The following is a 13,259-nucleotide window of genomic DNA, read 5'->3' on the forward strand; positions in this document are numbered from 1 at the left end:
CCACGCTAGTCCCCATCGGCATCGGAGAAGCCCAGCGGCACGTCCAGCGCAGCCGCAATCTCGTTCTGGAACAGCACGGTCACGGCCTTCATCGATTTGGTGAGCGCGAGCAGCTCGCGCTCGCTGGAGCGCGGCGTGAGCTTGTCCATGCCCGCCGTGACCTGATCCAGTGCCTGGCCCCATTTTTGCGCCAGCGCGAGCTGGCCCCGGCCCATCAGCAGGGCTTCCATCGGCACCAGGGCCTGGCCGGCGGCGGGCGGCTGCGCGCCAGGGGGCAGGCGGCCTTGCTGGCGCAGGCTCTGCCATTGCGCGCGCCAGTCGCGCAGGTTGCTCTCGCGGTCGAGCCGGGCGTAGGGCACCGGGGCGCCCTTGGCCGCGTTGCCCGTGGTCTGGTGGGTGGTGAGGGGTTTCTCGATGTGGGCCCAGCGCAGCCGCTCCAGGCCGGCGAGCCACTGGTTGACCCATTCGGCCAGCGCGGCCGTGGTGACCTCGGGTTCGTCCTCCCATTCCTTCGTGGCCCATTGGCCGAGCTCGTCGTTCAGGGCGCGCGCTTCGGCGGCAATGCCCTGCGCCACCAGCTCGGCATAGCGGCAGGCCGGCGCGGGCGTGGGCTGGCGGCTGCCGTTCCACTGGCTCATCAGCAGCTCAAAGGCCGGGAAGCCTTTGGCCGGCGTGCCCACGCGCTCCATGTCGGACAAGGTCTCGGGCGATTTCTCCATCGAGCGGCGCAGCAGATCGGGGCGGGTGGGCCAGAAGTCGATCTGCCGCTGCGAGCGCCGCGTGACCAGGGGGCCCACGGCCGGCGTGGACAGGGTCTCCCAGCTCACCAGGGTGTCCTGCCACTGCGCGCGCAAGGCGGGCAGCGTCGCCTGGCCCTTGCAGTGCTGCGCCGTGGTCTCGGCCAGGCGATCGGCCTGGGCCTGAAAGTCGCGCGCCAGCGGTGGCAAATGGTGCGTGTACAGGCCCTGCAAGGCCTGCTCGGCCGAGTAGTAGGGGGCGGCCACGATCGGGGCGTTCTGCGCCGCCGCCAGGCCGGCCAGGCTCAGGCCCAGGGTCAGCGCGGTGGCTCGGCGAAGGAAGGCCAGGGCAGACGGTGTCATAGCGACTCCACGAATTTCACGAGCGCGCTGCGGTCAGCCCGCTTCATCTTGAGCACCTGCTCCTTGGCCGCCTGGGCCTCGCCACCGTGCCAGAGGATGGCTTCGAGCACGCCGTTGGCGCGGCCATCGTGCATCAGGCGGGTGTGGCCGTTGACGTCCTTGATGAGCCCGATGCCCCAGAGCGGCGGCGTCTTCCACTGGCTGCCGCTGGCGAGGAAGTCGGGGCGGCCATCGGCGAGGTCCGGGCCCATGTCGTGCAGCAGCAGGTCCGTGTAGGGCCAGATGCGCTGGCCCTTGAGGGCGGGGCTGGTGAGCGACGGGAACGGGCCTTCGGCGGTGACGTAACTCGGGCGGTGGCAGGCGGCGCATTGCGCCTGCGCGAACAGCGCCTGGCCGCGCAGCACCTGCGGGTCGTTCACATCGCGCCGCGCCGCCGGGGCCAGGGTGGCCTGGTAGAAGATCACGTGGCCCAGAGTCTCGTCGTCGATCTCGGGTTGGAGGGCGGTCGCGTGCGACGCCGGCACGATGCCGTCGCGCCCGGTGGTCTTGCCGCCCCCGTGCGGCGCGGCCAGGCAGTCTTTCTGCGTGGGCGTGCAGGTCTCTTGCGGGAAGGCATTGGAGGTGATGCCGATGTCGCCATGGAAGGCGCCGGCGGTCTGGTGCGCCAGGGTGGCGACGTTGGCCTTCCAGCCCAGGCGGCCCACGCGCTCTTCCTGGGCGAACACGTCCCACACGCGGTTGGGCTGGCCTTTGATGGGACCGGGCGCGGCGGCCTGTTCGCGCGCATTGCGCAGGATTTCCACCTCGGGGATGGCTTCGATCAGGCCGATGCCGGCGAGCTGCGGCGCGATGCGCGGGCTGACCATCAGGCCCGGCGCGAAAGGGCCGTAGGCGAGGTCGGTCAGCTTGTAGATCGGCTTTTGCAGCGTGTAGCGCGTGCCGTCGGCAAAGCGGCCGTGGAGCGGCTGCTGGCGGATCTCGATCCGGCCCTCGGGCTTGACGCCCTGGATCGCTGCGTTGTTGAACTGGTCGCCATACACCGGGTCGGGCCGCACCCCGGCCTTGGGGTCGGGCGTGCCGGCCACCGACAGGCGCATGAGCAGCGCCACCGTGCCCTCGGGCTCAGGGCCCAGCGTGTTCTTCCACTGGGGCGGTTCGCCGCGACCGTCCAGCACATGACAGCCCGCGCAGGCCCGTGCGATGAAATGAGGGCCCAGGCCGTCGCGCGCGGTGGTCGAAGCCGGTGCCTCGACCCAGTTGCGCTTGAAGAAGGAATTGCCGATCACGAAGCGCGTGCGCCCCGGATCGTCCAGGTTGGCCAGCGGAAACGAAAACGCGTTCTTGCCGGTCGCGTAGACGGTCGTCAAACCCCCCGTCTTTTCACCCAGGGGATCGGGTGCCTCGTCGGCGCGCAGGACGAGGGCGGTCGAACCACAGACCAGGACCCCCATGGCGAGCGCGATGCGCGTGGCTGTGGGAAAGAGCGACATGATGAAAAGCCTAGGCAACGGAAGGGAGAAGAGGCGTCAATCCAGAGGGGTCAAGGGTCCGGCTCCGCCGGCCCGAGACCCTGTCCCCCCTCCCAGCGCCGAAGGCGCGCCAGAGAGGGGGGAAGCCGCGCAGCGGCGCAGGGGGGTGTTCCGGATCAAGGCTCCACCAGCGTCAGCTTGGCGATGCCCACCGCGCTGGCGGACTCCACCAGCAGCTTGGACTGCTCCACCAGGCTGGCGACCGTCTTCTCGATGGCCGGGCGGCCGGTCGAGCCCTTGGCGATGGCGCGGTCGAACGGGGCAGGGATGGCCTCGGCGCCCGCCACCGACGCAGCAATCTGCGTGGTGGTCTTCTCGGCCAGATCGGTCTTCTTGGCGGCCACCAGATCGCGCACGCCCGGACCTTGCAGCAGGCTGCCGTCGCGCTGCTTGTACTGGCCGAGCCACACGTTCTGGATGCCGGTGGCGTTCGCCACGATGTCGCGGTGCGTGTTGTCAGAGAAGCAGGAGTGCTCGTCTTCCTGGTCCTGCGAGTTCAGCGCCACTTCCATGCGCTCACCCGAGAGTTCGCCGCGCGAAAGCGAGCCCAGGCCGACGATGATCTTGCGCACCGATTCCTTGCCGCCCTTCTCGAAGCGCGCGCGGTAGTTCTTCTGGCCCGGCGCCCAGGACTTGACCAGGAAAGCCAGGTCGTCCACCAGCAGCTCGGTCGCCACGGTCAGGAACTGGCGACGCCGGTCGGCATGGGGCGCCTTGCCGTCCACGTAGTCCTCGAACGAGCGGTTGCCCGGACCGGTCTCGCTCAAGTCCTGGCCCCACAGCAGGAACTCGATCGCGTGCCAGCCGGAGCTGATGTTCTCCTCGCCGCCGCGCTCGTTGAACTTGGCCAGGTTGGTCTTGGTGATCTTGAACTTGGGGTTGTTGATCAGGCCCGCCTTGGGCTTGCCCTGGACGTAGTCCACATAGGCCTCGTCCAGCGGCCAGGCGTTGATCTGGCCTTCGGGGCCCTTGTCGTCGTCAATCGGGCCACCGTAGAAGCGGAAAGCCTCGGTCTGGCCGTAGAACTCGCGGGCGCCCAGCCAGGCTTTGCGCGCGGCGGCCAGGCCATCGGCCGAAGGCGCGGCCACGAAGGCCTTGATGGCGGCCTGCAGCTCCTGCGCGGCGGCCAGGGTGTCGCTGTAGTTAGCATGCACCAGCGCGGCGTAGTGCGTGGCCACAGTGGCATAGGTGGCAGCCGCAGGCGCGCTGGCGGCCGCAGGCGTGGCGGCCTGGGCATGGGCCGGGGCGTGCAGCAGGGACAGGGTGGCCGACAGGGCCAGAACGAGCAAGGTGGGTTTCATGGCGGAAGGGCTGGGAGTGAAGGAATCGGGCCGGCAGCGCCAGCGGGCCTCACAGTGTAAATGAGAATGATTCCTGCTATCTATCCAAGACCCGGCCGCCGATGGGCCCATCGGCCGCGCACTTGATCTGCGTCAAGCGCGCATCAGGGCTTCGATCTCGTCGGCCTTCACCGGCACGTCGCGCGAGATGAGTTCGCAGCCGGTCGCCGTGACGATGGCGTCGTCCTCGATGCGGATGCCGATGTTCCAGAAGTGCTCGGGCACGCCTTCGCCCGGGCGCACGTAAAGGCCGGGCTCGATGGTGAGCACCATGCCGGGGCGCAGCACGCGGCTGGGCCGGTCCTTGATGGTCTCGCCGCTGAGCGGGTCCTTGCGCTCGCTCACGTTGCCCAGCTCGGCCGGTTCCACGTAGCTGCCGCAGTCGTGCACGTCCATGCCCAGCCAGTGGCCGGTGCGGTGCATGTAGAAGGGGAAATAGGCGCGGTTGGCGATCACGTCCTGCGCGTTGCCGACCTTGTTCGTGTCGAGCAGGCCGACGTCGAGCAGGCCCTGGGCGAGCACGGCCACGGTGGCTTCGTGCGGGTCGACGAAGCGCGCGCCGGCCTTGGTGGCGGCCACGGCCGCGTCCTGGCTGGCGAGCACCAGGTCGTACAGCGTGCGCTGCGGGCCGGTGAAGCGGCCGTTGGCGGGAAAGGTGCGGGTGATGTCGCTGGCGTAGCCGTCGAGCTCGCAGCCGGCGTCGATCAGCACCAGCTCGCCGCTGCGGATCGGGGCGGCGTCGGCGCGGTAGTGCAGCACGCAGGCGTTGGCGCCGGCGGCCACGATGCTGCCGTAGGCCGGGTACTGCGAGCCGTGTTCGCGGAAGCTGTGCAGCAGCTCGGCGTCAAGGTGGTACTCGCGCACGTCCTGCCCGGCGCGCAGCATGGCCGCGCTGCGCTGCATGGCGCGGATGTGGGCCTTGGCGCTGATCTGCGCGGCGCGGCGCATGGTGGCCTGCTCGAAGGCGTCTTTCACGAGCCGCAGCTCGTCGAGGATGCCGCAGAGGTCGCGCTGCGATTCGGGGCACAGCGCGCCGTAGCGCACGCGCGCACGCACGGGCTGCAGCCAGCCGGTGATGCGGCTCTCCAGCCCCGCGTGCGTGGCGAAGGGGTACCACACGGTCTGGCGGTTTTCCAGCAGCCGGGGCAGGCGCTGGTCCAGTTCGGCGACGGAAAACGCGTCGGTCACGCCCAGGTGAGCCGGCGCGGCCTCGGGGCCAAGGCGGATACCGTCCCAGATCTCGCGCTCCAGGTCCTTGGGTTGGCAAAACAGCGTGGTCTGGCCCTCGGCGGTGATCACCAGCCAGGCGTTGGGCTCGGTAAAACCGGTGAGGTAATAGAAGTAGCTGTCGTGCCGGTAGATGAAGTCGGTGTCGCGGTTGCGCGGCCGTTCCAGGGCGGTGGGCACGATGGCGATGCCGCCGGCACCGAGCTGGGCGGCCACGCGGGCGCGGCGCTCCGCGTAGAGGGTGGTGTGGGTGGTGGAGTCCATGCGGGCCATTGTCGGACTTTTGCCGAAGCTCTGCGTGGCCTGTTCCCGCACACCCGCAGAACCGCAGAACCGGCTTCGCCTGCGGTCAGCCCAGTTCTTTCAGCCGCTCGGGCGTGCCCACGTCCACCCAGGGGCCGGTGTAGAGCTCGGCGCTCACCAGCCCGGCGTCGATGGCGCGGCGCAGCAGCGGCGCCAGCGGCTCGGCGGTGCCCTGCGGGTTGCCGGGCACGATCTCGCACCAGGGCGCCTCGAACAGCTCGCGGCGGTACAGGCCGATGGTGCTGTAGGTGTAGCGCGCGTCGGCTTCGTTGAGCGCCAGGCCCTCGGGGCTCAGGCCGAAGTCGCCGCGCGGGTGGTGCGCGGGGTTGGGCACCAGCCACAGGTGGGCGAGCTGGCTGCTGGCCTTGAAGCGGGCCACGCTGGTCGGCGTGAAGGCGAAACCGGGCGCGTACACGTCGCCCGCCAGCACCCAGAACACATCGCCCAGCAGCGGCAGCGCGCGCGCGATGCCGCCGGCGGTCTCCAGGGCGTAGCCGAAGTCCTGGCCCTCGCGCGAGACCGTGACCTCGCTGCCCGGGTGTTGCGACTGCCAGTCGGCGCAAAAGGCGTCGATCTGCTCGCCCAGCCAGGCGGTGTTGACCACCAGCCGGCGAAAGCCGCCGGCCAGCAGGGCTTCCATCGGCCATTGCATCAGGGGCCTGCCCTGCACCGGCAGCAGCGGCTTGGGCGTTTCGTCGGTCAGGGGGCGCATGCGCATGCCGCGCCCGGCGGCGAGCAACATGGCCGGGATGGGGGCGGTGGCAAGTCGGGTCATGGGCGGTGGACGAAGGTCGCAGCGGGTTCACAGGGCCCGACGCATCCCGGAATTATGAGCGCCTGCGCGCGGCTTGGCCGGCCTTCGGGGGCGCCGGTCCGGGCGGCCCGATAAAATCTCAGGTTTTGCGCCGCCGCGCAATTGTTCCTTCCTCCTACCCTCCCCCTGCACCCCATGTCCGACGCCGCCAGCACCCCCACCCGCTCCGCCCCCCCCGCTTCGGCCGTGACCGCCCAGACCCAGGCCAACGCCATCCGCGCCCTGGCCATGGACGCGGTGCAGCAGGCGAACTCGGGCCACCCCGGCGCGCCCATGGGCATGGCGGACATGGCGGTCGCCCTCTGGGGCCGCCACCTGCGCCACAACCCGGCCAACCCGCAGTGGGCCAACCGCGACCGCTTCGTCCTCTCCAACGGCCATGGCTCGATGCTGATCTACGCGCTGTTGCACCTCACGGGCTACAAGCTGCCGATGGGCGAGCTGCGGAACTTCCGCCAGCTGCACAGCAAGACCGCCGGCCACCCCGAGGTGGGCATCACCCCCGGCGTGGAAACCACCACCGGCCCGCTGGGCCAGGGCATCACCAATGCCGTGGGCATGGCGCTGGCCGAGAAGCTGCTGGCGTCCGAGTTCAACCGCGACGGCCACGCCATCGTCGATCACCACACCTACGTGTTCCTGGGCGACGGCTGCCTGATGGAGGGCATCAGCCACGAGGCGGTGGCCCTGGCAGGCGCCTGGAAGCTCAACAAGCTGATCGCGCTGTACGACGACAACGGCATTTCGATCGACGGCCAGGTCACGCCCTGGTTCATCGACAACACCGCGCTGCGTTTCACCGCTTGCGGCTGGAACGTGATCGGCCCGATCGACGGCCACGACGCCGACGTGGTGGACCGCGCCATTGCCGACGCGAAGAACAAGGCCGATGCCCCCACGCTCATCATCTGCAAGACGCACATTGGCAAGGGCAGCCCGAACCGCGCCAACACCGCCAAGGCACACGGCGAGCCGCTGGGCGGCGAAGAGATCCAGCTCACCCGCGAGGCCCTGGGCTGGATGCACAAGCCCTTCGAGGTGCCGCAGGACGTCTACGCCGCCTGGGACGCCAAGGCCGCCGGCCAGGCCGTGGAAGCCGACTGGAACGGCCGGTTCGCTGCCTACAAGGCGGCCTTCCCCGAGCTCGCCAGGGAGTTCACCCGCCGCATGAAGGGCGAGCTGCCGAAGAACTTCGCTCAGGTCGCGGTGGACGCCGCCGTGGGCGCGCACACCAAGGCCGAAACCGTGGCCAGCCGCAAGGCCAGCCAGCTCGCGCTGGAGACCTTCACCGCCGCGCTGCCCGAGCTGCTGGGCGGCAGCGCCGACCTGACCGGCTCCAACCTCACCAACACCAAGTCCACGCCCAGCCTGCGCTTCAACATGGCCGGTGACGTGGTGAAAAACGAGCAGGGCCAGGGTGGGCGCCACATCAACTACGGCGTGCGCGAGTTCGGCATGGCCGCCATCATGAACGGTGTGGCGCTGCACGGTGGCTTCATCCCCTACGGCGGCACCTTCCTCACCTTCAGCGACTACAGCCGCAACGCCATCCGCATGGCCGCGCTGATGAAGCAGCGTGTGATCCATGTGTTCACGCACGACTCCATCGGCCTGGGCGAAGACGGCCCGACGCACCAGTCCATCGAACACGCAGCCAGCCTGCGGCTCATCCCGAACCTGGACGTGTGGCGCCCTGCCGACACGGCCGAGACCGCCGTGGCCTGGGCCGTGGCCCTGGGGAACGCCAGCCGCCCGACCGCGCTGCTGCTCAGCCGCCAGAACCTGCCCTACGCCCCCAAGAACGACCTGGGCCACATCAGCCAGGGCGCCTACGTGCTGGCCGAGCCGGCGGAAGTGGGCCTGAAGAAAAAGGCGCAGGCGGTGATCATCGCCACCGGCTCCGAGGTGCAGCTCGCCCTCAAGGCGCAGGAGCTGCTGGCGCGCGAGCACAAGATCGCCGTGCGCGTGGTCTCCATGCCCAGCACCACCACCTTCGACCGCCAGACCGCCGCCTACAAGGCCTCCGTGCTGCCGGCCGGCGTGCCGCGCATCGCGGTCGAGATGGGCACCACCGACGGCTGGTGGAAGTACGGCGTGGCCGCTGTGGTTGGCATCGACACCTACGGCGAATCGGCCCCGGCGCCGGTGCTGTTCAAGCACTTCGGCTTCACCGAGCAGAACGTGGCGGACACGGTGCGCGCCGTGCTCGCGAAGTGATTTTTCGATTCACCCTTTTTTGAAACCTTCCAGGAGAGACGAGACATGACGATCAAGATCGGCATCAACGGCTTCGGCCGCATCGGCCGCAACGTGCTGCGCAGCGCCATCCAGAACTTCCAAGACATCGAAGTGGTGGCGATCAACGACCTGCTCGAGCCCGACTACCTGGCCTACATGCTGCAGTACGACAGCGTGCACGGCCGCTTCAAGGGCACGGTCTCGGTCGAAGGCAACACCCTGATCGTCAACGGCAAGAAGATCCGCCTGACGCAGGAGCGCGATCCCGCCAACCTCAAGTGGAACGAAGTCGGCGCCGACGTGGTGATCGAATCCACCGGCCTGTTCCTGGACAAGGTCACGGCGCAGAAGCACCTGGACGCGGGTGCGAAGAAGGTGATCCTCTCGGCACCGTCCAAGGACGACACCCCGATGTTCGTCTTCGGCGTGAACGACAAGACGTACAAGGGCGAGGCCATCATCTCCAACGCCTCGTGCACCACCAACTGCCTGGCGCCCATCGCCAAGGTGCTCAACGACAAGTGGGGCATCAAGCGCGGACTCATGACCACGGTGCACGCGGCCACGGCCACGCAGAAGACGGTGGACGGCCCGAGCAACAAGGACTGGCGCGGTGGCCGGGGCATCCTGGAGAACATCATCCCCAGCAGCACGGGCGCGGCCAAGGCCGTGGGCGTGGTGATCCCCGAGCTCAACAAGAAGCTCACCGGCATGAGCTTGCGGGTGCCGACCAGCGACGTCTCGGTGGTGGACCTGACGGTGGAGCTGAACCAGGACGCGACGTATGAAGAGATCTGCGCGGAGATGAAGGCGCAGAGCGAAGGCGCGCTCAAGGGCGTGCTGGGCTACACGACGGACAAGGTGGTGGCGACCGATTTCCGGGGCGACACGCGCACCTCGATCTTCGACGCCGACGCCGGCATCGCGCTGGACAAGACCTTCATCAAGGTCGTGAGCTGGTACGACAACGAATGGGGCTACTCCAACAAGTGCCTCGAGATGGTTCGCGTGGTCGCCAAGTAAGCGCCAGCTCACGCTGTTGAAAAAAAAAGCGCCTTCGGGCGCTTTTTTCTTGCCCGCTGCGCTTGGGCGACAGGCGCGCATTGACACTAGACCGACCGGTCTATAGATTGCGCTCCATGACCGACACCCCCGCTTCCGGCACCCGCGAACGCCTGATCGCCGCGATGACCGACGCCTTGCGCCGGCGCGGCCTGCACGGCATCGGCCTGACCGAACTGCTGGCGCAGGCCGGCGCGCCCAAGGGCGTGCTGTACCACCACTTTCCCGGCGGCAAGACCGAGCTCGCGGTGGCCGCGATCGACGACGTGGTCGATCGCATGCTGGGCTGGCTGGACGGCCTGCTGGCCAAAGAGCGTGACCCGATCGAGGCCGCGCGGCAATGGATGCAAGGGGCGACCCAGTCTTTGAGCAGCACGGGTTTTCACGCCGGTTGCCCGCTGGCCTCGGTGGCGTTGGAGAGCACGCCCGACGACCACGCGCTGCGCGAAGCCCTGGCGCGCGCGTTCGCCACGCTGCGCGAGCGCATCGCGCAGGCGCTGGAGGGGGCTGGCGAGCCGCGCGAGTCCGCCCAGGGCGTGGCGGCGCTGATCGTCGCCGCCTACGAAGGCGGGTTGCTGCAGGCGCGCGTGGCCCACAGCACCGAACCCATCCAGCAGGCCACCCAGACCCTGCTGGGCCTGCTGGCCGCGCGCCGCCCGGCCGTTTGAGGAGACTCCCATGACCACCACCCCGGACATCCGCATCGAAGCCCTCACGCTGACCGCCGCCGACGGCTACTCGCTCGCGGCCCGGCGCTACCGCAGCCCCACGCCGACCCGCGCTCACCTGGTTGTCGGCGGCGCCACCGCCGTGCCGCAGGGTTTCTACAAACGCTTCGCCGAACACGCCGCGCGCCGCGGCTTCGATGTGCTCACGCTCGACTACCGGGGCATTGGCGAGTCGGCCCCGCCCACGCTCAAGGGTTTCCGCATGGACTACCTCGACTGGGGACGGCTCGACCTGGCCGCCGGCGTGCAAGCCATGCGCGAGGAGGGCATGTCGCTGTACCTGGTGGGGCACTCTTACGGCGGCCATGCCCTGGGCCTGCTGCCGCGCCACGACTGGGTGGACGGCGCCTACACCTTCGCCACGGGTGCCGGCTGGCACGGCTGGATGCCACCGCTGGAGCGCCTGCGCGTGCTGTTCATGTGGCGCGTGCTCGGGCCGGTGTGGACGAGGTTCGCGGGCTATCTTCCCTGGAGCCGTCTGGGCATGGGGGAGGACCTGCCGCTGGACGTGTACCGGCAGTGGCGCGCCTGGTGCCGTTTCCCGCGTTACTTCTTCGACGACCCGCAGATGCAAGCCATCACCGAGCGCTTTGGCCAGGTGCGTTTTCCCATCGTGGCGGCCAACGCACTGGACGACGCCTGGGCGCCGCCGGCCTCGCGCGACGCCTTCATGGCGGGCTACCGCAACACCTCGGTGCGCGCGGTGACCATCGACCCTCGCCAGGCAGGCCTGGGTCCGATCGGCCACATGGGTTACTTCCGGCCCAAAGCCTTGCCGCTGTGGAACGAGGCGCTTGACTGGTTCGAAGCGCTGCGCCCTGCGGCGAACCTCTCTTGGGCGGGCCGTTGAGCGCTGGTGTTGTAAAGCTGTGCGGAAATGCCGAATCGCCAGGGGATAAAGGCCTTGCGGGAGGCTGCCGTGTCAAAATGTTTTGACACCTTTTCCACCTTGCCTCGCAGGCCTTTGCGGCCCTCCCCCCATCCATGCGGCGACTGTTTCCAGCACTGCTCCTGTGCTCGGCCACCCTGGCCAGCCTGATCGCCACGCCGACCCTGGCCCAGGAGCGGGCCAGCCGCCGTGAAGCGGTCGGCCTGATCATGGGGTTCAAGGGCGACGAACTGGAGTCGGGCGCCGAGACGAACCAAGGCCCCTGGGCTGCCGGGCGCGAGCGCGTCCGGTCGCAGTGGGACCGCAACGCCCGCCAGGGGCGCGAACGGGTGGCCCGGCTGGCGCGCGAGCTGGGCCTGCCGCCAGGCCAGGCCGGCGAGGCCGGCAACGCCCGACTGTTGCGCTTCGACCGCCCCTTGCGCGGCCAGGCGCTGGACAACGCCGTGCGCCGCGCGCGCCTGCACCCCGACGTGGCCTGGGTCGAGCCCGATGTGCTGGTGCCCCGACTGGCCGTGCCGGTCAGCCCCAACGACCCGCTGTTTCCTCAGCAATGGCATCTGCAGACGCCCGACTCGGTGAACCGGTCGGCCCTGAACCTGACCTCTGCCTGGGGCGACACCACCGGCAGCACCTCCGGACCCACGGCGGTCGTGGCCGTGGTGGACAGCGGCATCCGCCCCGGGCATCCGGACCTGGCTGGCCGGCTGCTGCCTGGATACGACCTGGTGAGCGAGCTGGCGGTTGCCAACGACGGCGATGGGCGCGACCCGGATCCGAGCGACCCGGGCGACTGGGTGCATCCCGGCGACCTGGCGGACCCGCTGTTCGCGGGCTGCGACGTGTCCAACAGCACATGGCATGGCACCTTTATCGCGGGGCAGATCGCTGCCGCCACCGACAACGCCCAGGGCGTTGCGGGCCTGAACTGGGGGGCCAAGGTGCTGCCGGTGCGGGTCTCGGGCAAGTGTGGCGCACGGCTGTCGGACCTGCTCGACGGCCTTCGCTGGGCGGCCGGCCTGCCGGTCTCGGGTCTGCCGGTCAACCCGAACCCGGCGCGCGTGATCAACCTCAGCTTCGGGGGCGACTCGGCCTGCACGCCGGCCTACCAGACCACCATCGACGCGGTGACCAACGCGGGGGCCCTCGTCGTCGTGGCGGCGGGCAATTCGAACACCACGCTGACCCGCCCCGCCGACTGCCGCCGGGTCATGGCGGTGGCCTCGGTGCGCAGGGATGGGGCGAAGGCCGACTACTCCAGCTTCGGCACCCGCGTGGCGCTGGCCGCGCCCGGGGGCTCGAACGATGCCGGCCCATCCACCTTGCTGTACTCGACCGACAACAGCGGCACGACCGCGCCAGGGGTCGACATGTATGGCTACAAGCAGGGCACCAGCTTCGCGGCGCCACAGGCCGCCGGCGTCGCCAGCCTGATGCTGGCGGTCAACCCCTTCCTGAGCCCGCGCCAGCTCATCGAGCGCATGAAGGCGGGTGTCCGGCCGCACGCCACGGCGGCGGAAACCGGGTTGGCCGTGTCGTGTGGGGCCTCCGGCGGCCCTTCCTGCAACTGCACCACCACCACCTGCGGTGCAGGCCTGCTGGACGCCAATACCTCGGTGCAACTGGCCACCGGCCCGGCGGTCGTGATCAAGCCCGTGGGCGAGGTCGAGCCCGGCACGGTGATCACCCTCGATGGCGGCCAGAGCGTGCCCATTCCGGGCCGCAGCATCGTTTCCTATCAGTGGGTGCAGGTCAGCGGGCAGCCGGTCACCCTCTCGTCGGCCAACACCGCGGTGGCCCAGGCCACGTTGGTGGCGGAAGACAGCTATGTGTTCTCGCTCACCGTGGTCGACAATTTCGCCCGCACGGGTGAAGACACCGTGCGAACGGTGGCCGCCATGCCGGCGCCCGCTGCCAGCGGCGGTGGGGGCGGTGGCTCCACCGGGCAACTTTGGGGCATGAGCCTGTGGGCCTGGGTGATGGCCGTGGCCCTCTGGCAGCGCCGCCGCCCTCGCGCCTGAGCCGGGCCCGC

At 69.6% G+C, this 13,259-nt stretch carries 10 protein-coding genes; 5 read left to right on the forward strand and 5 right to left on the reverse strand.

Annotated features, from left to right (window positions below; translation table 11 throughout):
* Positions 1 to 5: 5 nt before the first annotated feature.
* From KIT86_RS04720 to KIT86_RS04740, 5 genes are all read right to left on the reverse strand, one after another.
* Positions 6 to 1,100: an imelysin family protein gene (locus tag KIT86_RS04720; RefSeq protein WP_297395479.1), complete on the reverse strand. Its 1,095-nt coding sequence runs from the start codon at positions 1,098 to 1,100 to the stop codon at positions 6 to 8.
* Entirely contained in the window at positions 1,097 to 2,551 is a 1,455-nt protein-coding gene (locus KIT86_RS04725) for a di-heme oxidoredictase family protein (RefSeq protein ID WP_297395573.1), read from the reverse strand. The genes KIT86_RS04720 and KIT86_RS04725 overlap by 4 nt, the downstream gene beginning before the upstream one ends.
* A gap of 194 nt (positions 2,552 to 2,745) precedes the next feature.
* Positions 2,746 to 3,930, reverse strand: coding sequence for an imelysin family protein (locus tag KIT86_RS04730; protein WP_297395482.1), 1,185 nt, complete (start codon positions 3,928 to 3,930; stop codon positions 2,746 to 2,748).
* Positions 3,931 to 4,062: 132 nt separating this feature from the next.
* Positions 4,063 to 5,460: an aminopeptidase P N-terminal domain-containing protein gene (locus KIT86_RS04735; RefSeq protein WP_297395484.1), complete on the reverse strand. Its 1,398-nt coding sequence runs from the start codon at positions 5,458 to 5,460 to the stop codon at positions 4,063 to 4,065.
* 85 nt (positions 5,461 to 5,545) lie between these two features.
* A complete protein-coding gene (locus tag KIT86_RS04740; RefSeq protein ID WP_297395486.1) occupies positions 5,546 to 6,274 on the reverse strand; it encodes a nucleotidyltransferase family protein in 729 nt (242 codons plus the stop codon).
* A gap of 174 nt (positions 6,275 to 6,448) precedes the next feature.
* On the opposite strand from KIT86_RS04740, the gene tkt reads away from it, so the two are divergent.
* The 5 genes from tkt to KIT86_RS04765 all read left to right on the forward strand — a co-directional run bounded on the left by tkt (position 6,449) and on the right by KIT86_RS04765 (position 13,248).
* Complete coding sequence (tkt, locus tag KIT86_RS04745) at positions 6,449 to 8,530, forward strand: transketolase (protein ID WP_297395488.1); 2,082 nt, start codon at positions 6,449 to 6,451, stop codon at positions 8,528 to 8,530.
* A gap of 45 nt (positions 8,531 to 8,575) precedes the next feature.
* Positions 8,576 to 9,574, forward strand: coding sequence for a type I glyceraldehyde-3-phosphate dehydrogenase (gene gap, locus KIT86_RS04750; protein ID WP_297395490.1), 999 nt, complete (start codon positions 8,576 to 8,578; stop codon positions 9,572 to 9,574).
* A gap of 116 nt (positions 9,575 to 9,690) precedes the next feature.
* A complete protein-coding gene (locus tag KIT86_RS04755; RefSeq protein WP_297395492.1) occupies positions 9,691 to 10,281 on the forward strand; it encodes a TetR/AcrR family transcriptional regulator in 591 nt (196 codons plus the stop codon).
* Positions 10,282 to 10,291: 10 nt separating this feature from the next.
* Entirely contained in the window at positions 10,292 to 11,191 is a 900-nt protein-coding gene (locus tag KIT86_RS04760) for an alpha/beta fold hydrolase (RefSeq protein ID WP_297395493.1), read from the forward strand.
* A 134-nt stretch (positions 11,192 to 11,325) separates the two neighbouring features.
* Positions 11,326 to 13,248, forward strand: a complete 1,923-nt coding sequence (locus tag KIT86_RS04765; RefSeq protein ID WP_297395495.1) for a S8 family serine peptidase — start codon at positions 11,326 to 11,328, stop codon at positions 13,246 to 13,248.
* Positions 13,249 to 13,259 lie beyond the last annotated feature (11 nt).

Source organism: Hydrogenophaga sp., assembly GCF_026125825.1.
In the GTDB taxonomy this organism is placed as follows: Bacteria; Pseudomonadota; Gammaproteobacteria; order Burkholderiales; family Burkholderiaceae_C; genus Hydrogenophaga.

Coding starts and splice junctions, on each gene's coding strand:
- KIT86_RS04720 (WP_297395479.1), bottom strand. CDS start 1,100: ATGACACCGTCTGCCCTGGCCTTCCTTCGCCGAGCCACCGCGCTGACC.
- KIT86_RS04725 (WP_297395573.1), bottom strand. CDS start 2,551: ATGGGGGTCCTGGTCTGTGGTTCGACCGCCCTCGTCCTGCGCGCCGAC.
- KIT86_RS04730 (WP_297395482.1), bottom strand. CDS start 3,930: ATGAAACCCACCTTGCTCGTTCTGGCCCTGTCGGCCACCCTGTCCCTG.
- KIT86_RS04735 (WP_297395484.1), bottom strand. CDS start 5,460: ATGGACTCCACCACCCACACCACCCTCTACGCGGAGCGCCGCGCCCGC.
- KIT86_RS04740 (WP_297395486.1), bottom strand. CDS start 6,274: ATGACCCGACTTGCCACCGCCCCCATCCCGGCCATGTTGCTCGCCGCC.
- tkt (WP_297395488.1), top strand. CDS start 6,449: ATGTCCGACGCCGCCAGCACCCCCACCCGCTCCGCCCCCCCCGCTTCG.
- gap (WP_297395490.1), top strand. CDS start 8,576: ATGACGATCAAGATCGGCATCAACGGCTTCGGCCGCATCGGCCGCAAC.
- KIT86_RS04755 (WP_297395492.1), top strand. CDS start 9,691: ATGACCGACACCCCCGCTTCCGGCACCCGCGAACGCCTGATCGCCGCG.
- KIT86_RS04760 (WP_297395493.1), top strand. CDS start 10,292: ATGACCACCACCCCGGACATCCGCATCGAAGCCCTCACGCTGACCGCC.
- KIT86_RS04765 (WP_297395495.1), top strand. CDS start 11,326: ATGCGGCGACTGTTTCCAGCACTGCTCCTGTGCTCGGCCACCCTGGCC.